Here is a 21,287-nt window from a genome sequence, read left to right as displayed (position 1 = left end):
AGTGATGAAACTCCGTATTCTGACGGCTTTATGTCTGTTGGCAGGCATCGTCCCTGCGGCGGCGGGGACCTATGACCTTGAAGTGGGTCCAATCTCCCTTGAGGTATCTGGTCAGCCTGTGGCGGGCTTTGCCATCAATGGCCAGGTGCCGGCGCCACTCTTGCGTTTCAAGGAGGGGGAAGACCTCACCATCAATGTCACCAACACGCTGAAGGTTGATACGTCGATCCACTGGCATGGCTTTGTGCTGCCGTTCGATCAGGACGGCGTCCCTGGCATGAGTTTTCCAGGCATCAAGCCGGGTGAGACCTTTACCTATCGCTTTAAGGCGCCCAAGGCGGGGACCTATTGGTACCACTCCCATTCCGGTCTGCAGGAAGGAGCGGGGATGTATGGCCCCATCATCATTGAGCCCGAAGGTCGCGAACCGTTCCGCTATGACCAGGATTATGCAGTGGTGCTGTCAGACTGGCACGAAGACAGCCCGATGCAGGTGTTCCGCAACCTCAAGCGGTCGCCGGATCACTACAATGGTATCCAGCGCACAGTTGGTGAGTTCTTCAGGGATGCGTCCGAGGATGGTCTTGATGCAGCGATCTCAGACCGGCTGGACTGGGGTGAGATGCGGATGATGCCATCCGACATCTCCGATGTGCAGGGCTACACTTATCTGATGAACGGGCAAAACTCGGACCAGAACTGGACGGGTTTGTTTGAGCCGGGTGAACGTATCCGCCTGCGCTTTATCAATGCCTCAGCCATGACCTTCTTCGATGTCCGCATTCCCGGCCTCAAGATGACCGTGGTGCAGGCGGATGCCAACAATGTGCGTCCGGTGCCGGTGGATGAGTTCCGCATTGCGGTGGCGGAAACCTATGACGTGATTGTCCGCCCACGCGAGGACAAGGCGTTCACGATCTTCGCGGAAACCATGGCGCGCGACGGGTTTGCCCGCGGCACGCTGGCCCCGCGTGAGGGCATGTTCGCCGACGTGCCGGAGCTTCGCGATCCACCCCGGCTCACCATGGCCGACATGGATCATGGATCGATGGACGGTATGGACCACGCTGCGATGGGGCACGACATGGCAACCATGGACCATTCCAAGATGGACCATGCGGCCATGGGTCATGACATGAGTGCGATGTCGGGTGGGGATGATGACCCGTTCTATGCACCTGGCTCGGGGCTGGAACCGGACGCAGCCAATGGTGGCAAGTTCCTGTCGCTGGCTGATCTGCGCGCGCAGGAACCACTCTATGAAGAGCGGCCTTATGACCGAGAGATCAGGCTCCGGCTCACCGGCAACATGGAGCGCTATATGTGGTCCATCAACGGCAAGAAACTGTCGGAGGCTGAGCCCCTGCGTCTCCAATATGGAGAGCGGGTGCGCTTCACCTTCATCAATGAGACCATGATGGCGCATCCCATGCACCTGCATGGCATGTGGAAGATCGTTGATGTGGGGGCAGGCAAATGGAACCCGCTCAAGCATGTTCTGACCGTGCCGCCCAACGTCACTATATCTGCGGATGTCGAGGTGGATGCGCCGGGGCAGTGGGCGTTTCACTGCCACCTCATGTACCACATGGCTGCAGGCATGTTCCGCAAGGTCATCGTGGAAGGCGGGCCTGAAGAAACGGCAATGGTCGACCCGGAGCTTGAGACGCTCTGGGGCATGGCCAACGCGGACGCTCCTGCAAAGGCGCATCACTGATGTGGGCGCGTTTTGTGGCAGCGGGCTGCGTGCTCGCTGTGTCCACTCTGCCGGCGGTTGCAGCAGAAATGGACAACATGATCCTCAGTCACGCCTCAGTGGAACGGCTCGAATACCGTGTCCAGGATGGCGATGATGTGGGCTTCGTTGAAGGTGACTTGGTCATCGGCAATGACGACCACAAGGTCGTTCTGGGCATTGAGGCTGAGCGAAGCACTGGTGGCGGCCAGTTCGAAAGCTCGGAGGTGCATCTTCTGTACCGGCGGCCGATCTCGGACTTCTTCGATGTCCAGGGCGGCGTGCGTCATGATCTGGCACCGGACCCGGAGACGACGCATCTGGTGCTGGGCCTCACCGGCCTGCTGGAGCAGTGGGTTGAGTTCGAGGGCAATGCTTATCTGTCTGATGACGGGGACGTGTCTTTTCGTACGGAAATTGAGACTGAAATCTTCCTGACCCGCCGCACGTTTGTTCAGCCCCTGGTGGAACTGGACATCAGTGCCAGCGAGAATCAGGCACGTGAGATTGGTTCCGGTTTCTCCAAGATCGAAGCCGGACTCCGCTTCCACTATGTGGTGACGGGCGGTCTCAATCCCTATATCGGCGTCAATTACGAAGCCAAGCTCGGTGAGACGGCTGATTTTGCCCGTGCAGACGGCGAGGATACGGATGCCACGGCCTTTGTCGCCGGGGTTCGCTTCGCATATTAGGGCTGCAGGCTTGCCGATTGTCCTCAAAGGCGGGCAGGGTTAACACATGATTAATCCTGTCCGCCTAGCTTGGACGTTGTGAGAAGCGGCGATGCCTAATCCGTTCAAGTATCTGGCCTTGGGCCTCATCTGGGTTTATAGGAACGCCGTGTCGCCCCTGTTGGGGCCGCGATGCCGACATGTGCCGACCTGCTCTGACTATGCGCAGGAGGCCATTACCCGGTTCGGGGTTTGGAAGGGCGGCTGGTTAGCTGTGTCACGCATTCTGAGGTGCCATCCGTTGGGCACACAGGGGCTTGATCCGGTGCCGGAGGAGTTGGAGCACGTGAGTGCGCTTACTCCCTGGAAAAACGGGCGCTGGACCGGTGCCCATATTCGGGAAAAGTTTCCCGACTAAAATCGGTCGACTTTCTGTCTGGGGTGCGACGCACCCCGGGTTCATAGGGACTCCATTTGTCCCACACCACTAACGCTCTCGGGCTTACCTGCATTGTGTGCAGAGAATGAGGAGGAGAGGGATGGTCAAGCTGACGCTCCCCGATAAATCTATTCGTGAATTCCCAGACGCCGTCACAGGACTGGCGCTCGCGGAAGACATTTCAAAATCACTCGCCAAGAAAGTCGTCCTGATTGATGTGGACGGCGAGCTTTGGGATCTGACGCGGCCAATCGAGCAGGACGCCACAGTGCGGCTTGTGACGCGCGATGAACCTGAGGGCGTCGAGGTCATTCGTCATGATACGGCGCACGTGCTGGCCGAGGCGGTGCAGGAACTGTTTCCCGGCACCCAGGTCACCATCGGCCCGAACATCGAAAACGGCTTCTTCTATGACTTTGCCCGCGAGGAACCGTTCTCGACGGATGATTTCGAGAAGATCGAAAAGCGCATGGCCGAAATCGTTGACCGTGACGAAGCCATCACGCGTGAAGTGTGGGATCGCAACGAAGCGATTGACCACTTCAAGTCTATAGGTGAGGCCTACAAGGCCGAGATCATTTCAGACCTGCCCGAGAACGAAGAGATCACGGTCTATCGTCAGGGCGACTGGAAGGACCTTTGCCGTGGGCCGCACCTGCCATCTACGGGCCGCGTGGGCAAAGCCTTCAAGCTGACCAAGCTTGCCGGGGCCTATTGGCGTGGCGACAGCAACAATGCGCAGCTGCAGCGCATTTACGGCACGGCGTGGGCCAATGAAAAAGACCTCAAGCGTCACCTGACGATGCTGGAAGAAGCAGAAAAGCGCGATCACCGCAAGCTGGGTCGCGAAATGAACCTGTTCCACTTCCAAGAAGAAGGACCGGGCTCGATTTTCTGGCACCCCCATGGCTGGCGGATGTTCCAGACGCTGATCGACTATATGCGGGATCAGCAGAACAAGGCCGGGTATGAAGAAATCAACACGCCTGACGTGATGGACAAATCCCTGTGGGAGAAATCCGGTCACTGGGAAAAGTTCGGCGAGAACATGTACACATCCGTTACGCCGGATGACCGTACCTTCTGCCTCAAGCCGATGAATTGCCCGGGCCATGTGCAGGTCTTCAAGCATGGGCTGCGCAGCTACCGCGAGCTGCCGCTCAAGTTTGCCGAGTTCGGCAAGTGCCATCGCTACGAGCCGTCCGGCGCGTTGCACGGCATGATGCGTGTGCGGCACTTCACGCAGGACGATGCACATATCTTCTGCACAGATGAGCAGATCACGGACGAATGCGTGACCGTTACCAATCTCATCCTGTCGATCTACCGCGATTTCGGCTTTGAGGATGTACGGCTCAAATTCTCCGACCGGCCTGAAAAGCGCGTCGGCTCGGACGAAGTCTGGGACAAGGCGGAAGCCTCTCTCAAGACCGCGATTGAAGCGACGGGTCTCGAGTATGAACTGAATGAGGGCGAGGGTGCCTTTTATGGCCCCAAGATCGAGTTCGTTCTGCGCGATGCCATTGGGCGTGACTGGCAGTGCGGCACCGTACAGCTGGACTTCAACCTGCCCGGTCGTCTTGGGTCTTTCTACATCGGTGAGGATGGCGACAAGCATGTGCCCGTCATGATCCACCGGGCGTTGTTCGGCTCTCTGGAACGGTTCCTCGGCATCCTGATCGAGCACCACGCGGGTCGCTTCCCGCTGTGGCTTGCACCGCTGCAGTGTGTCGTGGCCACCATCACATCTGATGCTGATGGATATGGTCGCGAAGTGATCGACGTGCTCAAGCGCCATGGTCTCAATGTGGAGTCTGATTTCCGCAACGAGAAGATCAACTACAAGGTGCGTGAGCACTCGCTGGCGAAGGTTCCGGCCTTGCTTGTGGTTGGTCAGCGCGAAGAAGAGGAACGCACCGTTGCGATCCGCCGGCTCGGCTCCAAGGCCCAGACCATTCTGCCGTTGGAAGAAGCCGCAAGGCTGCTTGCCGAAGAGGCCCTGCCGCCTCATGCCGCGAAGGTTGCAGCGGCTGACGAGTAGCACCGGTTGCTAATGAAAACAGAAAGGGCGGCATCCTGATGGGTGCCGCCCTTTTTGTTGAATGCGGGTCGAGAGTTATGCGGCTCTTATCTGGCTTATGAATGCCTGCATGCGCTCGCGCAGCACGTCGCCCTGTTTGGCCAGGGTGTTTGATGACGACAGAAGCTGGCTGGACGCCGCCGACGCCTGCTGTGAAGCCTCGCTGACACTCTGAACACTCGTGGAAACCTCCTGAGTACCGCTGGCCGCCTGTTGCGCATTACCGGCAATTTCATTGGTGGCGGCGGCCTGCTCTTCAATGGTCAGGGCAATGGCCTGACTGATTTCCGTCACCTGGGAAATTACGTCCCGGATACCGCTGATGGCAGCAACCGCCGTCTGACTTTCAGACTGCACGCCAGAAATCTGGACGCGGATCTGCTCGGTGGCTTTCTGAGTCTGGGTGGCCAGCGACTTGACCTCGCTGGCCACGACAGCAAACCCCTTGCCGGCATCGCCTGCGCGGGCGGCTTCGATGGTGGCGTTGAGTGCCAGCAGGTTTGTCTGCTCGGCAATGTCCTGAATGAGTGCCAGCACGTCGCCAATCTGATGGGCTGCATCAGACAGCCCGGTCACTTTGCCGGCGGCTTCTTCAACGCTTTCCGCTGCCTTCTCGGACACATCGCGAGAGCGCATGACCTGTTGCTGCATTTCCGAGATGGACGCAGACATTTCTTCTGTTGCTGACGACACTGTCTGTACGTTGACGGACGATTCCTCAGCAGCGGCCGCGACGGTGGCGGATTGTGCCGTGGTCTGCTCGGCGATGGAGGACACACCCTGAGCAGTGTCCTTGAGGTCCATGGCTGTTGCCGCAACGGCTTCCACCACTTCTCCGACGGAGGCTTCGAAGTCCGATGCGATCTGGTTCATCGCATTCCGCTTGTCTTCGGCGGCGCGGGCTTCGCGTGCTGCTTCTTCGCTCTGAAGCCGTTCGGCGTCCTGTCCTGCACCTTTGAACTTCTCCACCGCCAGGGCCATGGCGCCAATCTCGTCCTTGCGGTCGAGGCTTGGAATGTCGATTGACCAGTCCTTGTTGGAGAGGCCCTCCATGGCGGACGTCATTGCGGTCAGCGGGCGTGTAATGCCACGAGCGACAAAGAAGCCAACGATGGCTGCGCCGATGAGCACCAGCGTTGCGACCAGAAGAAACTGGTTGAGCAGGGAAGAGATGCCCGCTTCGGCTTCCGCCTTGCTGATTTCAACAATGACGGCCCAGTCGCTGCCAAACAGGGAGACGCTGTCATAGGCCGCAAAAGCTGGTTCGTCGGTCAGATCGACGGAGGAAACGACGCCGGTCTTGCCTGCAAGTCCAAGGGTGGCCGCTTGGGAAGTGACAGTGCGTTTGAGTGTTGTGGGTGTCGCACTGAACCGCGAATCTGACCGCATGAGTTTGTCCGGCCCGACCAGAAAGCTCTGCGCTGTTTCGCCCAGTCCATTGCTCTTGGTCATCAGACCATTGATGACGCTTGCGGGGATCTGATAGGCGATCACACCGGCCCTGTTGCCGATACGGTCAAACACCGGCATGCCGATGAAGCTTGCAGGTTCGCCGGCAGATGGGCCGTAGGCGGCAAAATCCTCAAAGATGATTGTGCCCGGGTCCGCGGCCTTTGCTGCCTGGAACACCCGGCCGAGGCCAGATTGCGCCCATTCTCCTTGCGTGAAGTTTGTGGCGAAATCTGAATCCTTGAACACCGAGTAGGCGAGGTCGCCTGATGTGGTGAACAGATAGACATCGTCATACCCGCGACGCTGCTGCAGGTCCTTGAACCACGGGTGGTAGTAGCTATGGGTGTGGGAATAGAAGGACCCGTCTTCCTTTGTCAGCAACTCATGGCGCTGGGCAGGGGGGTGGGGGTTTTCCGTGATGTAATCGCGCTGAAGTTGCTCGGCGGCGTTGCTGCCCAGCGACAGCCAGGCATCGTCGAAGGCCCCAATGGCTTCAATGACAGTCGTGCTGGTGGCCAGAATTGCCAGCTCCTGTCCCAGGGTATCGACATATTCTTCCACCTCGAGGGCACGGTCGGCTGCGACGTTCTGGAGCTTGTTGCTGACCTGCGTGTCCAGGGCGTCTTTGGCACCAAAGAAAGCCAGCGATGTGGTGATGGTCACCGCTGCAACTGTAAGGCCGATCATGACGGCGGGAAGTTTTTGAGAAAGTGTGAGTTCAGAAAGGCGTGGTGCGCGCATCAAGCTGCTCCGAGGGTCACTGAAGGTGGCGTGGCGGGTTATTTATCGGAATACGACGCTATGGGTTGCAGCCTAAATTTGGGTGAACCCTCCATGCGCGCATGTGGATAACAATGCGCGTAAAAGTAGAAAGACGCCCGGTTGCCCCGGGCGCCTTTCAGTCGTGTCATGGTCTTGGTTCAGGCCGTCCGTATTCTGACTATGCGGCTCTGACCTTCTGGATGAACGTATTCATGCGCTCACGCAAAGTGTCGCCCTGTTCTGCCAGACTGTTGGACGAGGCAAGGAGCTCGGTTGAGGCAGCAGATGCCTGTTGCGATGCCTCGCTGACGCCCTTCACGCTTGAAGACACTTCATGGGTCCCACCGGCCGCCTGCTGCGCATTGCGGGCAATCTCGCCGGTTGCGGCTGTCTGCTCTTCAATGGCAACAGCGATGGACTGGGAGATTTCAGTCACCTGACTGATGACCTCCCGGATGCCACCGATGGCGGAAACCGCTGTCTGGCTTTCTGTCTGCACACCTTCGATCTGCTGACGGATCTGCTCCGTCGCTTTCTGGGTTTGCGTTGCCAGAGACTTCACTTCGCTGGCAACCACCGCAAATCCCTTGCCGGCGTCACCCGCACGGGCGGCCTCAATGGTTGCGTTGAGTGCCAACAAATTTGTCTGCTCGGCAATGTCCTGAATGAGGCCCAGCACATCACCAATCTGGTTGGCAGCCTCGGAGAGGCCTGTCACCTGTCCGACTGCCTTTTCCACGCTCTCGGCGGCATGTTCGGACACATCGCGGGAGCGCATGACCTGCTGCTGCATTTCCGAGATAGACGCTGACATCTCTTCTGTTGCTGACGACACGGTCTGCACATTGACGGAAGATTCCTCGGCAGCTGCTGCAACAGTGGCAGACTGTGCGGTGGTTTCTTCGGCAATGGCTGCAACGCCCTGTGCGGTTTCCTTCAGGTCCATGGCTGTCGATGAAACCGCTTCCACGATTTCTCCAACGGAGGTTTCAAAGGAATCTGCCAACTGGTTCATGGCCTGGCGTTTGTCTTCAGCTGCCCGCGCCTCGCGTTCAGCCTCGTTCGCCTGCAAACGCTCTGCTTCCTGACCATTTTCCTTGAACACCAGGACGGCACTTGCCATCTCGCCGATTTCATCCTGGCGATCGGTGTGTGGAATTTCTGCGGACCAGTCTCTGTCAGCCAGGCGACGCATTGCGCCTGTCATCGCGGTAACAGGTTTGGAGACCTGTCTGGACATCAACGTACCCAAGGCGCCTGCGGTGAGAATGACAATGACGCCGACGACCATGAAGGTGTAGAGCAGGGCGGTTACGTCCTTTTCTGCCTCAGCGATTTCAATCTCGGCGATCACAGCCCATTTGATGCCAAACACATCTATCAGTGAGTAGGCCGCAAATGCTTCCTGGCCCTCGAGGCTGGGTTCAATATCGACGCCATGGCCACCTTCCAGCGCATGACGCACGGCAGGGCTATCCACCTCGACCGTCAGCATCGTGCTTTCTTCCTGAAAGCGGGAGTTCGAGCGCATCAGGAGATCGCTACCAACGATGTAGCTCTGGCCGGTTTCGCCCAACCCTTCTACTTCAGCCATAATCCGGTTGATGACGCCGGATGGCATCTGATACGCGATCACACCGATGCGGGTGTTGTTGCGATCGAAAACAGGTGTCGCGATAAAGCTGGCGGGCGCATCAGCGGATGGCGCGTAAGGCGCAAAATCATCAAATACGGTTTCCCCGGCTGCTGCCTTGGACGCAGCGCGGTAAACCCGGCCAAGGCCGCTTTCGGCCCATTTACCGGACACAAGATTGGTTGCGTAGTCGAGTTCCTTGAAGACGGAATAGATCAGGTTGCCATCCGTATCGAACAGGAAGACGTCATAATATTCACGGCTTTGCTGCAGGTCGCGGAACCATGGGTGGTAATAGCCATGATAATCCGAGTACAGCGAGCCATCCCGCGCCTGATCAAGGACTTCCTTGGACCCGATGGGATTGGGGTTTTCGGTGATGTAATGCTTCTGCAGGGTTGATGTCGGCTGACCCTGCAATGCATTCCAGCCGTCCGTGAACGAAATGACCGCATCTGCAATCATGTCGTTGCTGGCAAGGAATTTGATCTCTTCATCTATGCTTTTGAGATATGTCTCAACCGCAGTTGCGCGATCGGTCGAGATGACCATGAGCTCTTTTTCGATGGCATGGTCCAGCGCCGACCGGGCGCCGAAAAAGCCAAGAACACTGGTAACAAGTGCGGCGGTTGCCGCAAGTCCGACGATGACCGCCTGCAGCTTGTGCGACAGTTTCATGGAATTCAGCGATTTGATGTGCATTCTGTAGCCCCTAACAGGCCGGGCGCGTGCATTGACACGTCCCAGCTCGACCCCGCGCGGATAATTAGATGTCACACTTTAAGGTTGCGTAAACCCGGCCTGGTTGCAGAAAAGTTGCGGCGACGCGAGCGTCAGAACTTGTTAACCTTCCGCTTGGGTGCTGTTGAAGATATCGAAGGGCTGGGCATGAAATCTCGAATTGGCGCGTCCGCAATTATTGCGGGTGTTGTTTCATTGGCTGGTGCCACCGCTTCCTCGACCGCACTTGCTCAAACAGGTCCAACACAGTTCGAACAATCGTCAGATGCGACGGCACCACTTCCGCCGGTTCGCACCGACAGGTCGTGGCGCATCCTGCGTGATCGCTGGACGGCGACGGATGAGAAGGCCTATGAGGATTTCATCACGGCCATTGGCGAAAGCAACTGCCGCACGACGGATCAGTGCCTGAAGCATGCGGCCAATGTGTATCGCGGCAGCAACCCACGCGGCGTGAACTATTTTGCCGACTGCGCTGACCTGCCTTACACCCTGCGCGGCTATTTCGCGTGGATGAACGGTCTGCCCTTCGCATTCGCGTCTGCTGTGGCGCCCAATGGCTATACTCGAGACGTGCGATATGTGGCATCGGGCAACCGCATTATTGAAAAAGCCGTGGTGATCAACTGGCCTGGTCAGCAACCCATGGATGGGCCGGATGTGCTGCGCCGGGTGTCGAACTATGTGTCGACGGCCATGTATCGCTATCACCCCGAAGAGAAGCGGGGTCTGCCTGCGGATCATTATTCCAGCAGCGTTGACCCGCGCTCCATTCGTCCGGGCACAAATATCTATGACCCCAATGGTCACGTGGCCGTGGTGTACCGGGTCGATCCGGATGGGCGCATTCACTACATCGACGCACACCCGGACAATTCGATTACCCGCGGTGTCTATGGCCGCAAATTCGTCCGGTCCCGGCCGACCATGGGGGCGGGCTTCAAGAACTGGCGGCCCGTTCAACTCGTCGGTGCCACACGCGCCCCAGATGGCAGCCTGGTTGGCGGCCGATACACCTACACGCAAAACAGCGATCTGGAAGACTTCTCTGTCGATCAGTATTTCGGCACTGGGGCGCAGAACAAGCGTCAGTGGCAGGGGGCGTCCTTCGCCTTCAATGGTCAGCGGCTCGACTATTATGACTGGGTCCGCACCGCGGTTGCTGGACGTAACCTCGTCTATGATCCGCTGACGGAAACACGCAACATGATGCGTGGTCTGTGTGATGACCTTACCTATCGGGTGTATGCGGTGGAGGAGGCCGTCTCAGGCGGCATCAACCGCAAGCCTCAACCATCGCGGCTACCGCAAAACATCTATGGGACGAGCGGAGAGTGGGAGACATATTCCACGCCGTCACGTGATGCGCGGCTGAAAACATCCTTCGTGGAATTGCGCGACGAGATCGCCCGGTTCGTGGAGCTGGTGGAGACCGGCAGTGAGCGGGTGAAATACACCGGCACGGATGTTCGGGCGGATCTGCTGTCTGTCTATCGTCAGGAAGTCGCTGCGTGCTCCATCACCTATACAAACTCAGCCGGTGCCCCGGTTGAACTTGGATTTGATGAAGTGCAGAAGCGGCTGTTTGATCTGTCGTTTGACCCGTATCACTGCCCGGAGCGGCGGTGGGGTGCGACTGATCCTGCGGAACTCGCGTCCTGCAGGGATGGTAATACCAAGCGTGCCTGGTACGAGGCGGAGCAGCGTCTGCGCAATCAGACCGAACGGACCTACGACGTGCGGATGGATTTTTCACTGGCGCAGTTGCGTTCCGGCGTAAACGGGTCTGGAAAATCATCCCCACCTGACATTGATGTGGTTGGATTGCTCACATCTCCAGCGCCGCAAATCCGTGCTGATATTGAGGGTACTGTCGCTCAGTAAGCTGTGTGGCTTATGCTTGCGATTGCACGCAAAGCCACTACGTTGGCGGGTAAATGTCGCCAATCTGCAGGCTTGTGAGTATGACCAATTCGCCGAACGACCTCGTCCAGCTTCTGAAAACGCGCCGTTCCATTGTTGCCCGGGATATGGGGCAGGATGGTCCGGATGCAGATCAGTTGTCAGACATTCTGAAAGCCGGTCTTCGCGTGCCGGATCACGGCAAATTGGGTCCGTGGCGCTTCATCGTCTTTGAAGGAAACGCCCGCGCCCAGTTCGGTGGGGTGCTGGAGGCGGCCTATCTTGCCAGCGGCATGCCGGACGAAGATGACCGGCGGCAGTTCGAGCGTGAAAGATTTACCCGTGCCAAGGCGGTCGTCGCGGTTATCTCGGTCGTGAATCCAGAGTCCAAAATTCCCGAGTGGGAACAGATTTTGTCGTCCGGTGCGGTGTGCCAGAACATGCTCAATGCGGCAACCGCCATGGGTCTGGCCGGGCAGTGGCTGACCGAATGGTATGCCTATGATTCGATGGTTCTGCAGGCGTTGCGCCTGCACGAAAATGAGCGCGTGGCGGGTTTCATGTATTTCGGGTCAGTCGTTACGCCACCAAACGAACGGGTGCGGCCGGACCTTGATGACCGCATGAGCCATTGGCGCCCTGAACTGTGATCGCGCGCCCGCTCTTGTTTACTTGGTCAGCGGGTAACGGTTGAAGAGGTTCTGCTCGCGCCTGAAGGCGTCATAAAGCCGCCAGATGCTCGGTGGCTTGAACCCGCGCTTGCGATTGCGGAAGCCGATTTCAAACAGCAACCGGTTTTGTTCAAACAACGTGGTGTAGGCCTGGCGCAGTGTGGTCTTGCGATCCCAGATGTGGGTTGCCTCCCCGCCGGCCCCGTTGATTTCCATCAGCGTGAAACCTTCACCTTGCTGCAGATTCTCCATGCTCTCAAAGCGAATATCAAATCGGCCGATATAGAATTCGGGGATGCTTTTTGCGACTTCGTCAAACGCATCTTCCATCTGTGGGGTGATGTAGGCCGCGCCATCCCGAAAGATTGTGCCGCGGGAGTGACTGCCGGCAAACGCCAGACGGAAGGGCTCACCCTTTGGCAGCACTGTGTCAAGGCGGTGTGTGTGGCGAGGCAGGTAAATGTGTTGCAACACCCCAGCGCGCATATCAGCGCAGATGAGCTCCTTGAGGGTTGAAACGCCATCACCGATGACGTGGGGAAAATACTTCAACGTCATCGAAAAAATGAAGCCTTTGGGTTCGCCCGGCAGGCGGATGTAAAACACGCCAGCCTCAGCTTCATGTTCAATCATGTCCTGCAGCACCATGCTGGCACCCGCAGGGAAGTTGGTGAGATAGGTCGTGAGATCCTCGACCGACCGGATCGGCTGTACACCGACGCCGCGGCAGCCGATGTCCGGCTTGGCAACAATGGGCAACTCGATATTGTTGTCCCGCAGAGCGCACAAAGCGGTTTCCAGATCAGTGGCGGCACCGGTCTCGCCGGCAGTCGTGCGCGTCAAGGGCACCCAGCAGGCGGTGGCTTCTTTTGCCTTGCCGTCAAGGATGTCAAAGATTTCGAGTTTGCTTTCGCCGGCCATGCCGCCGTCGGGGAACGACGGATTGGCGAGGAGCGCCAGGCCCGCCCCGCGATAGCGCAGGGCCAGCCAGCACCACTGGAGGGCGATGGGGGCGTAAAACAGCCAGGACGGCCAGAACTCAAAAAACGAAACCGGCGGACCGGACATATCCAGAGGCGGCATGCCCACATGAATGGGGCGGTTGGGAGAAATCGCAGTGCCGGTCATTGGTTTCGTGTCGTGCAAGAGAAAAGGCGCCGTTAGGGCGTATCAGTCGGCGCAGCTGCTTTCTGACTGCGGCTCTTGATGATTTTCTCTGTAACGCGCGGCAACACAATGGCCAGGGCAATCACAAATGCGGCAACGCCCCAGCGCCACGGGCCCAGTTCATTGAGCACCGTTTCACCCAAAATGGCGATGATGGTGTAAAGCCCGGTGGACCATCCGGCAGCCAATGCACCTGCATAGAGGGCAAAACGGGGGAAGGGGATGCCGACAAACCCTGCCGCCGTGTAGGTCGGAAGACGCATGCCTGGGATACATCGCGCGCCAAACAATGTGACGAAGAGCGAGCCTTCGAGAAACTCCCGCCCTCGCATTATTCTGTGTTCAGACACCCACCGCCGGGCGCGCGGCCAACGGGCTGCGGCTGCGCCCAGCCCGTAAAGGCCCAGATCGCCAAACAGAATGCCGACATAGAGCGACAGCAGCGCTGCGCTGTGAGGCAGTACATCTTCTGACGCCAACAGGGCAGCCGTCACCGTTGCCGCATCCTCAAGAATGAGGGTGCCAATCGTAATCGCCAACATCACCAGTAACTGGTTGTCGGAAAACGACTCGATGAGGGCCAGGAGCCCTTCGTAGGACAGGTCCATATGGTGTCCGGCGCAGGAGTGAATCAGGTCGCGGGCAATCTACCCGTGTTGGCAGGATCGCCCAAATCGCGTTTCAGGTAGGTTACGGCGTTTCTGAAAGCTCACTTTCAGAGGGTGTTGATTGGCTGGAATTGGCGGCCCGGTCAATGGCTGCATCAATTTCTGCCTTGGAATTCCAGGGCAAAAAGTGGTTCTGGCCCTCAAGAATGGTCACTGTCAGGGGGGCAGAAGTGAAATGTGCCTCCATGTACGGCACATTCTGGAATGGCGTCAGATTATCCTGCGTGCCGTGAACCACCTGAATTGGCATTTTGAGGTTCGCCATCAAGGGCGCGAGGGCTTCAAGTTCGGCCTCCAGAACCATCAGTTCACGGTTTGCATTGCGGATCATGCGCGGCAGCACGTGGCGTATGCCCCACCATTCGCCAATCGTCTGCATGAAATGGATTTCTTCCAAGGCCGGGTCCAGTGAGCCAGCCACAATCACCAGTGCCTTGACGCTGTGCGGGCGCAGTACGCCCAGCATGGTGGCAACCGGTCCGCCCAAAGAGTGTCCAACGACGATAACGCCCGCGCGCTTTGCCGTGTCAACGAGAGGCACCAAGGCTTCTGCCTGGTCCGCGAGGGACGTCACCGCATCGTCTGGTCCGCTTTCACCAAATCCTGCACGGTCCACGGCCACATACTCAAAGCCGTCCGGTACGTCTGCGAGATAGTCGTCCCATGCTCCGGCAGACCCCGGCGTCCCATGAATGAAGATGACTCGGGTTCCGTTTGTGTCACCCGCGCGCTGGGCAACCATCTGCGTGTCGTTCCACTGGTAGCGGAAGAGATCTTTTTCTGCGGCAGCCTGTGCCCCGGAAAATTGCGCGGCGCCTGTGAGGCTGGCGGCGATGAGGCCCAAAGTGTGCAAGGAGCGCGACTTGCGCTTGCGATCATCTGCCGACGGAGGAGGTGTCTTTTTCGTAACGCGAGTGGAACCAGGGGACGTCATGCAGGAAGTTACCTCAAGGCGGTGGGACGGCGCGGTCTGGTCGCCTACGGGCCTAGGCCGGTCCGCCGGGAAGTCCGCGAATTTCGCCATCCTCACCCCGCACCATGGCACGGCTTTGTCGAAGTGCCACGGCATGGCCCGGCATCTTGTCGGAAGGCTTCTTTGCCGACGGTTTTTTGCTGCGTGCAAACAGCACGGCGATGCCTACGACCAGCATGGATGCGCCGAAAACGATCGCGCCGGGGCGGCTGGTCTGCAGTATCTGCCATACACCAGCAGCGCCAAGAACCGCGATGATAAGAAACGTGATCAGTTTGGTGCGCATAATGTCCTCCCTGCGGACCAGAATAGGCCTGTGGACCAGAATGGGGCCTTACCTGAGATAGGTGAGCACTTGTTCCGATACCAGACAAGTTTACACGACATATTGTTCCAACAGCCTCGCGGTAAGACCGGGACGCGTGACGCATGGCCGATGTGACAGGAACGGGCTTCACCAGCATGGATTGCGTGATAGCGTGCGCAGCCCTGCCGGACTCGGCATCATTCCATAGCGGCCGTTCCCATGAGCCTTTTTACATTTTCCGCAGAGCGTCTGGCGCTCTATCGCGCGCATTTATCCGAGCTGGTGCGTCTTGCGGCGCCCACAATGGTGCAGCGCGGTGGCGTGCTGACCATGTCAGTGGTGGATACGGTCATGGTTGGCAATTTTTCGTCAGAGCAACTGGCATTTCAGGCCATTGGTCATGTGCCCTATGCGTTTGTGATGCTGTTTTTGCTCGGCGGCATCATGGGTCAGTTGGTTGTCACGTCCAACGCCTATGGGGCCGGTGAGCACCCTGCCTGTGGCGCCGCCTGGCGACGGGGTGTGCCCTATGCCTTCGGGTTGGGCTGCCTTGGTCTGATCTTCTGCGTTTTCGGTGGACCAATCCTGTCACTCACGGGGCAGTCAGATGAACTGGCACTTGAAGGCGGCAAGGTCAGCATTGTGCTTGGCATCGCCCTGCCATTCCTTTTGATGACGGTGGCGGGGGGCTATTTCCTTGAAGGCATCAAGCGGCCTCTGCCGGGCATGATCATCATGATCGCAGCCAATCTGCTCAACGTGCTGGCGAACTGGATGCTGGTGTTCGGTGTCGGGCCATTCCCGGCCATGGGGGCTGTAGGCTCTGCTGTGGCCACGGCCACTGTCTGGACGTTTCAGGCACTGCTGGTCAATTTGTACATCTGGCATCTGCGCGATGGAGAGATGTTTGGCATTCGGCGCCGTGTTGCCGATAGCTGGCGCACCTTTTGGAACGGCGGCAAACGTCAGCGTGAGTTGGGGTATGCAGCAGGTGCCAGTCTGGGCACGGAGAACGCGGCCTTCTCCATCATGCAGTTGATGGCCGGGCTGATGGGCCCCATAGCGCTTGCGGGCTATGCCGTGACGTTCAATGCCTTTGCCGTGGCCTTCATGGTGTCTATTGGCATTGGCACGGCCACAGCGGTGCGTGTCGGGTTCTACTACGGCCAGCGCGACAAGGATCAGATGGCGGTTGCCGGCTGGACCGGTCTTGCTTTCAACCTGATGGTGATGACGGCGCTTGGTGCGGTCCTGATCATATTTGCCGAGCCCATTGCCGGTGCCTATGGCGATGACATGGACCTCATCGTGCTTGCTGCAGGCATGATTGCCTTCATTGCGCTGGTTCTGCCGCTGGACACGGTGCAGACCGTCATGGCCAGTGCGTTGCGTGGCATGGGGGAAACATGGGTGCCGACAGGTTTCCACCTGATCTCTTACTTCGGGATCATGGTGCCTTTGGCGTGGTATCTGGGTTTGCATCTGGAGCGCGGGCCCATCGGATTGCTTGAAGCGTTCCTGGTTGCCAGCGTCTTCTCCGCGACTGTCATCAGTCTGCGGTTCCGCATCCTCGCTGGACGCGGTGGTGCCGGAGGGCTGGCCAATTAGGCCAGCCCCCTGCGATCACGTTGTGATGGGTGCTATTCAGCTGCAGATGAGAAGGTCTCACCAGGAGGCGTGGGCACCGGCGTGTCTACTGTTGCTGTGACAGCCACTGTTTCAGCCTTGTTCGTGTTGTCTGCCTTGGGCGAAGACTTTGCCTTTGCATTTGGCTTGGACGCACGCTTGGCTTTGGCCTTGGGTGCTGCCTTCTTTTTGGCAGCAGCCTTTTTAGTCGGGGCTTTCTTGGTTGAAGCTTTTGCTTTGCGCTTGCGCTTTGCAGCGGCCTTCGCCTGAGCCTCGGCCTGGGCTTCCTTCAGGCGCTTATGACCCGCGAGGGCTTCAGATGCCTGGAACGCCTGGGTTTCCATCTTGCGTTCAAATGCTTCTTCCAGATCGAGCGCGGCCTCGGTGATCATTTCCGCCATGACATCCACGTCGGGAATGGTCTCACGGTCAGCCATCAGGCCAAAGTCGATGGAGTCCATGTAGCTGGTCACGGTGATGTTCAGGGCCTGGCTGTGAACCAGGACAGACATCGGGTAGTTGGCGACCAGCTTCGCACCATTGATGAACAGCTGCTCGCGCGGACCCGGCACATTGGAAATAACAAGGTTGGCGGGCGGGGGAACCGTGCCGCCAAGGCCAACGGCATTTGTCGCCAGCACGGCTGCATTGAGAAGCAGCGAGTAGTTGGTCGCTGCTTCGCGGGACAAGTGGTTGACCTTGTCCTTGGCAGCCCGTGACGAGCGCTTGATGACCTCGAGGCGCTCCAGCGGATCTTCCACGTCGGTTGCCAGCGTGGTGATGATCATCGAGATCGAGTTGCCTTCCTGCACCGCGTCCTTGGGCCGCACAGAAACCGGGCACATGGTCGTCAGTGGCTTGGTCGGCAGGGAATTGTGCAGCTTAAGATATTTGCGCAACGCGCCGGAGCAAATCGCCAACACCAGATCATTGATGGTGGCGTCGAGGTTCTTGCCGGCATCCTTGACGCGGCTCAGCGGCAAGGTCGCAACACCAAACCGGCGGTGCCGTGTGATGGTGGTGTTGAAGACCGTGTTTGGCGACTGGAAGGGAAGCGGTGCTTCGCGGCTGTCACCGGACAGCATGTGGAAGCCGCCGCGCAGCAGGCGTCCGCCAAGTTCGCTGACCGTGCGTGTTGTGGTGCCGACACCTTCGGCTACCTGACCCAGAGATTCTGTTGCAAGGGAAAGCATGTCCCGCTTGATCGGCTGCTTCGCAGGAACCTTGGCGCGTTGGGGCGCCATCTGCCAGAAACCTTTGTCCATCTTGTTGCGTGAGGACCGCGACAGGGTCGAGGACATGATCGCAGTTGCAGCCACGCCATCGACAAGGGCGTGGTGCACCTTGATGTACATGGCGACGCGATTGCCCTCGATGCCTTCGATGCAATAGCACTCCCACAGCGGGTGGTTGCGATCGAGGCGCTGGCCGTGCAGGCGTGAGACGAATGTCGTCAGCTGTTCCATCGTGCCGGGTTCCGGCAGGCGGACGAAACGAATGTGGTAGTCGAGGTCGAATTCCTGATCTTCAACCCAGCGCGGGGTCAGCTCCAGACGCGAAAGGTCGCCGCCGAGCTTCAGATTGAACGGAGGCTGGGGGGGGGCCGACAGGTCGAACCGGTCGAACATGTCCTGAAAGAAATTGCCCTTGTAGCGTGGCGGCAGTTCAAGGATCTGGAGGCCGGCGACGTGGGTCGGGCTCTCGTCAGTTTCGACGGTCAGAAAGGCTGAATCCTGGATATTCAAGCGACGCATGTTGGCATTCCCTGATGAAAAGCGCAGATTTCGGTGGCTTTTCGATTACCATAACGCCGGAAAGCCTTTGTTTCCAAATGTTTACACCTATGCTGCACCGCACACAATATGACTATGGCTAATTTTGGGCCGTACGGCGGAAGGTCAGGGTTGCGACGTGCGCATGAGTACGCGCCGGGCCTGCAATAGGTGCGGCCGATCCAGCATCTTGCCATCGAGTGACAGGACGCCTGCATCAGGTGCCGCATCGAACGCGTCTACGATGGCCTTGGCATGGGCAATTTCGTCGGCGGATGGGGTCAGGGCTTCGTTGATCACGGGTACCTGGGCAGGGTGGATCGCCAGCTTGGCGTCAAACCCGTCCCGCACTGCATCTGCCAGTTCAGCGCGAAGACCATCCTCATTTCTGAAGTCCGTATAGACCCCGTCGATGGCCAGAACCCCCGCTGCCCTGGCGGCTGCAAGGGTGAGAGAACGGGCAAGACGGAAGATGTCAGTGTATGTGCCGTCCGCGCGCCGGTTCGATGTTGCTCCCAATTCGGCAGCCAGGTCTTCTGCTCCCCATGACAGTCCTGCCAGCCGGTCCGGCGCGTGGACGTAGCCGTCCATGGCAAACAGGGCTGCTGGCGTTTCGGTGGAAACTGTCAAAACACCGATCGCGCCCACATCCATGCCGGCTTTTGTTTCATGGGCGGCCATCACGTCGGAGAGGTCCTGAACACCTTCAGGAGTGGCCTTTGGCAGCATCAGGTAGTCGGGCCGGGCGGGGATAATGGCCGTAACGTCGGCTTCGCAATAGTCACCGTCCAGCGGGTTCACCCGCACGACAATGGCTTTGCCGTTTCGATCACCGGATGACAGAAAAGCTGCTGTATCCGCGCGCGCATCCGCCTTTGCGCTTGCAGCCACTGAGTCCTCGAGATCAAGGATGATGCCGTCAGCCTGGGTATCCAGCGCCTTGGTGCGTTTCTTCTCACTGTCAGCCGGTACAAAAAGGAGGGACCGCATCAGGATTTGTCTTCCGGTTTCTTGAGCATCAGCGCCTGACGGCGGCAGCGTGCCACTTCATCCCCGTGCTGATTGAAGGCCACGTGGTCCATCGTCACGATGCCCTGTGTCGGTCGCGATTTTGACTCACGCTTGGAGATGACAGTTGTTTCAACGCGGATGGTGTCGCCGTGAAACAGCGGCCTGGGAAACACCACATCGGTCATGCCGAGATTGGCAATGGTCGTGCCCATGGTGGTGTCGTGGACTGACAGGCCGATCATGAGACCAAGCGTGAAGAGCGAATTCACCAGCGGTTTGCCAAACTCGGTCTGGGTTTCCGCATAGTGATGGTCAAGGTGCAGGGCGGCCGGATTCATGGTCATTGCCGAAAACAGCGTATTGTCGCTTTCGGTAATGGTGCGCCGGATCGGATGGTCAATGACCAGCCCGTCCTCAAACTCTTCAAAATACAGTCCAGCCATTTCCAACCTCATGTTCTTTAGGGCATGACTGTAAATACGTGACCATCGACGACGTCAACCGGGAAGACCCATGTTTGAGCTATCCGAAGATCAGCAGGCCATTGTGGATGCCGTGGCCAAGGTGTGTGCCGCCTATGGGGACGACTACTGGCTGGCGCGCGATACGGATGGCGTTTTTCCGGATGGATTTGTTGCGGACATAGCGTCCGGCGGCTGGCTGGGCACGGCGATGCCGGAGGCCTATGGCGGCGCGGGACTTGGAGTGATCGAAGCAGCCCTGGTGATGCACACAGTGGCGCGGTCCGGTGCGGGCTTCTCAGGCGCCAGCGCCATCCACATAAATATGTTCGGGCCGATGCCCCTCGTTGTGTTTGGCACCGACGCGCAAAAGGAACGCCACCTGCCGCCGTTGATTGCAGGCAAAGAGCGGTGCTGCTTCGGTGTGACAGAACCCAATGCGGGCCTTAACACCACGGCCATTGAAACCCGCGCTGAGCGGATTGGTGATCATTACCTCATCAATGGTCGCAAGATGTGGACGTCGACGGCCCAGAGTGCCAGCAAGATTTTGCTGCTGGCGCGGACGACGCCACTTGCAGATGTACGCAAGCCGACGGATGGCATCAGCCTCTTTTACACGGACATGGACCGGTCTGCGGTGGATGTGCATGTGATCGACAAGATGGGGCGCAAGGCTGTCGACTCCAATGCGTTGTTTATTGACGGTCTCAAGGTGCCTGCGGCGGATCTGATCGGCGAAGAAGGCAAGGGCTTTCAATATCTGCTGCATGGACTGAACCCGGAGCGTATCCTGATCGGCGCTGAGGCTGTCGGGCTGGGGCAGTTGGCGCTGGAGCGCGCCACGACCTATGCGCGCGAGCGTGAAGTGTTTGGGCGGCCTATTGGTCAGAACCAGGCTATTCAGCATCCGCTTGCCGCAAGCTGGGCGGAACTGGAGGCTGCCTGGCTCATGTGCATGAAGGCGGCGCATCTGTATGACGCAGACAAGCCCTGCGGTGCGGAAGCCAACGCCGCAAAATACCTGTCGGCAGAAGCGGGCTTCACCGCCTGCGAACGTTCGGTCATGACCCATGGGGGCATGGGCTATGCCAAGGAGTTTCATGTGGAGCGCTATTTGCGCGAAGTCATGATTGCCCGCATCGCACCCGTCAGCCGGGAACTCATTTTGTCATTCCTGGCTGAACGGGTGCTCGGGTTGCCCAAGAGCTATTGA

At 58.6% G+C, this 21,287-nt stretch carries 17 protein-coding genes; 8 read left to right on the top strand and 9 right to left on the bottom strand.

The features are described 5' to 3' along the window. Positions 1 to 4 precede the first annotated feature (4 nt). From BN1012_RS08865 to thrS, 4 genes are all read left to right on the top strand, one after another. Positions 5 to 1,717 carry a copper resistance system multicopper oxidase gene (locus BN1012_RS08865; protein ID WP_063958497.1) on the top strand — a complete coding sequence of 571 codons (1,713 nt, stop codon included), beginning with the start codon at positions 5 to 7 and terminating at the stop codon, positions 1,715 to 1,717. Continuing rightward, positions 1,717 to 2,427 carry a copper resistance protein B gene (locus BN1012_RS08860; RefSeq protein ID WP_043949341.1) on the top strand — a complete coding sequence of 237 codons (711 nt, stop codon included), beginning with the start codon at positions 1,717 to 1,719 and terminating at the stop codon, positions 2,425 to 2,427. Before BN1012_RS08865 ends, BN1012_RS08860 begins: the two co-directional genes overlap by 1 nt. Before the next feature lie 91 nt (positions 2,428 to 2,518). Beyond that, positions 2,519 to 2,824 (top strand): membrane protein insertion efficiency factor YidD, encoded by a 306-nt coding sequence (gene yidD / locus BN1012_RS08855; protein WP_043949340.1) that lies wholly within the window; start codon positions 2,519 to 2,521, stop codon positions 2,822 to 2,824. A gap of 121 nt (positions 2,825 to 2,945) precedes the next feature. After that, on the top strand, positions 2,946 to 4,886 hold the full coding sequence (thrS, locus tag BN1012_RS08850) for a threonine--tRNA ligase (protein ID WP_043949339.1): 1,941 nt from the start codon (positions 2,946 to 2,948) through the stop codon (positions 4,884 to 4,886). Positions 4,887 to 4,961: 75 nt separating this feature from the next. Here the strand turns inward: thrS and BN1012_RS08845 are convergent, their stop codons facing one another. Further along, complete coding sequence (locus BN1012_RS08845) at positions 4,962 to 7,118, bottom strand: methyl-accepting chemotaxis protein (RefSeq protein ID WP_081826305.1); 2,157 nt, start codon at positions 7,116 to 7,118, stop codon at positions 4,962 to 4,964. A 199-nt stretch (positions 7,119 to 7,317) separates the two neighbouring features. Continuing rightward, complete coding sequence (locus BN1012_RS08840) at positions 7,318 to 9,474, bottom strand: methyl-accepting chemotaxis protein (RefSeq protein WP_043949337.1); 2,157 nt, start codon at positions 9,472 to 9,474, stop codon at positions 7,318 to 7,320. Positions 9,475 to 9,660: 186 nt separating this feature from the next. Here BN1012_RS08840 and BN1012_RS08835 point away from each other — a divergent pair, with 186 nt between their 5' ends. Both BN1012_RS08835 and BN1012_RS08830 read left to right on the top strand, forming a co-directional pair. Further along, positions 9,661 to 11,397: a hypothetical protein gene (locus BN1012_RS08835; protein WP_145973440.1), complete on the top strand. Its 1,737-nt coding sequence runs from the start codon at positions 9,661 to 9,663 to the stop codon at positions 11,395 to 11,397. 80 nt (positions 11,398 to 11,477) lie between these two features. Continuing rightward, entirely contained in the window at positions 11,478 to 12,065 is a 588-nt protein-coding gene (locus BN1012_RS08830) for a nitroreductase family protein (protein ID WP_043949336.1), read from the top strand. Between the two features lie 18 nt (positions 12,066 to 12,083). Here the strand turns inward: BN1012_RS08830 and BN1012_RS08825 are convergent, their stop codons facing one another. From BN1012_RS08825 to BN1012_RS17555, 4 genes are all read right to left on the bottom strand, one after another. Then, on the bottom strand, positions 12,084 to 13,232 hold the full coding sequence (locus BN1012_RS08825; protein WP_206778000.1) for an ATP-grasp domain-containing protein: 1,149 nt from the start codon (positions 13,230 to 13,232) through the stop codon (positions 12,084 to 12,086). 14 nt (positions 13,233 to 13,246) lie between these two features. Further along, positions 13,247 to 13,861 carry a DedA family protein gene (locus tag BN1012_RS08820; RefSeq protein WP_043949334.1) on the bottom strand — a complete coding sequence of 205 codons (615 nt, stop codon included), beginning with the start codon at positions 13,859 to 13,861 and terminating at the stop codon, positions 13,247 to 13,249. 82 nt (positions 13,862 to 13,943) lie between these two features. Beyond that, positions 13,944 to 14,855 carry an alpha/beta fold hydrolase gene (locus BN1012_RS08815; RefSeq protein WP_043949333.1) on the bottom strand — a complete coding sequence of 304 codons (912 nt, stop codon included), beginning with the start codon at positions 14,853 to 14,855 and terminating at the stop codon, positions 13,944 to 13,946. A 52-nt stretch (positions 14,856 to 14,907) separates the two neighbouring features. Then, positions 14,908 to 15,180 (bottom strand): hypothetical protein, encoded by a 273-nt coding sequence (locus tag BN1012_RS17555; protein ID WP_043949332.1) that lies wholly within the window; start codon positions 15,178 to 15,180, stop codon positions 14,908 to 14,910. Between the two features lie 240 nt (positions 15,181 to 15,420). On the opposite strand from BN1012_RS17555, the gene BN1012_RS08805 reads away from it, so the two are divergent. Further along, the gene (locus BN1012_RS08805) at positions 15,421 to 16,809 is read left to right on the top strand and encodes an MATE family efflux transporter (protein WP_043949331.1); all 1,389 of its coding nucleotides are present in this window, start codon (positions 15,421 to 15,423) and stop codon (positions 16,807 to 16,809) included. Positions 16,810 to 16,841: 32 nt separating this feature from the next. On the opposite strand, the gene BN1012_RS08800 is transcribed toward BN1012_RS08805, so the two are convergent. The 3 genes from BN1012_RS08800 to BN1012_RS08790 form a co-directional block, all read right to left on the bottom strand. Continuing rightward, a complete protein-coding gene (locus BN1012_RS08800) occupies positions 16,842 to 18,581 on the bottom strand; it encodes a WS/DGAT/MGAT family O-acyltransferase (RefSeq protein WP_052534901.1) in 1,740 nt (579 codons plus the stop codon). A gap of 144 nt (positions 18,582 to 18,725) precedes the next feature. Next, positions 18,726 to 19,589, bottom strand: a complete 864-nt coding sequence (locus tag BN1012_RS08795) for an HpcH/HpaI aldolase/citrate lyase family protein (protein ID WP_043949330.1) — start codon at positions 19,587 to 19,589, stop codon at positions 18,726 to 18,728. After that, a complete protein-coding gene (locus tag BN1012_RS08790; RefSeq protein ID WP_338140336.1) occupies positions 19,589 to 20,089 on the bottom strand; it encodes a MaoC family dehydratase in 501 nt (166 codons plus the stop codon). Before BN1012_RS08790 ends, BN1012_RS08795 begins: the two co-directional genes overlap by 1 nt. 34 nt (positions 20,090 to 20,123) lie before the next feature. On the opposite strand from BN1012_RS08790, the gene BN1012_RS08785 reads away from it, so the two are divergent. Then, on the top strand, positions 20,124 to 21,287 hold the full coding sequence (locus tag BN1012_RS08785) for an acyl-CoA dehydrogenase family protein (protein WP_043949328.1): 1,164 nt from the start codon (positions 20,124 to 20,126) through the stop codon (positions 21,285 to 21,287).

This window comes from Candidatus Phaeomarinobacter ectocarpi, assembly GCF_000689395.1.
Classification (GTDB): domain Bacteria; phylum Pseudomonadota; class Alphaproteobacteria; order CGMCC-115125; family CGMCC-115125; genus Pyruvatibacter; species Pyruvatibacter ectocarpi.
This window is presented reverse-complemented; position numbering and strand designations above follow the sequence as displayed.

Coding starts and splice junctions, on each gene's coding strand:
- BN1012_RS08865 (WP_063958497.1), top strand. CDS start 5: ATGAAACTCCGTATTCTGACGGCTTTATGTCTGTTGGCAGGCATCGTC.
- BN1012_RS08860 (WP_043949341.1), top strand. CDS start 1,717: ATGTGGGCGCGTTTTGTGGCAGCGGGCTGCGTGCTCGCTGTGTCCACT.
- yidD (WP_043949340.1), top strand. CDS start 2,519: ATGCCTAATCCGTTCAAGTATCTGGCCTTGGGCCTCATCTGGGTTTAT.
- thrS (WP_043949339.1), top strand. CDS start 2,946: ATGGTCAAGCTGACGCTCCCCGATAAATCTATTCGTGAATTCCCAGAC.
- BN1012_RS08845 (WP_081826305.1), bottom strand. CDS start 7,118: ATGCGCGCACCACGCCTTTCTGAACTCACACTTTCTCAAAAACTTCCC.
- BN1012_RS08840 (WP_043949337.1), bottom strand. CDS start 9,474: ATGCACATCAAATCGCTGAATTCCATGAAACTGTCGCACAAGCTGCAG.
- BN1012_RS08835 (WP_145973440.1), top strand. CDS start 9,661: ATGAAATCTCGAATTGGCGCGTCCGCAATTATTGCGGGTGTTGTTTCA.
- BN1012_RS08830 (WP_043949336.1), top strand. CDS start 11,478: ATGACCAATTCGCCGAACGACCTCGTCCAGCTTCTGAAAACGCGCCGT.
- BN1012_RS08820 (WP_043949334.1), bottom strand. CDS start 13,861: ATGGACCTGTCCTACGAAGGGCTCCTGGCCCTCATCGAGTCGTTTTCC.
- BN1012_RS08815 (WP_043949333.1), bottom strand. CDS start 14,855: ATGACGTCCCCTGGTTCCACTCGCGTTACGAAAAAGACACCTCCTCCG.
- BN1012_RS17555 (WP_043949332.1), bottom strand. CDS start 15,180: ATGCGCACCAAACTGATCACGTTTCTTATCATCGCGGTTCTTGGCGCT.
- BN1012_RS08805 (WP_043949331.1), top strand. CDS start 15,421: ATGAGCCTTTTTACATTTTCCGCAGAGCGTCTGGCGCTCTATCGCGCG.
- BN1012_RS08800 (WP_052534901.1), bottom strand. CDS start 18,581: ATGCGTCGCTTGAATATCCAGGATTCAGCCTTTCTGACCGTCGAAACT.
- BN1012_RS08795 (WP_043949330.1), bottom strand. CDS start 19,589: ATGCGGTCCCTCCTTTTTGTACCGGCTGACAGTGAGAAGAAACGCACC.
- BN1012_RS08785 (WP_043949328.1), top strand. CDS start 20,124: ATGTTTGAGCTATCCGAAGATCAGCAGGCCATTGTGGATGCCGTGGCC.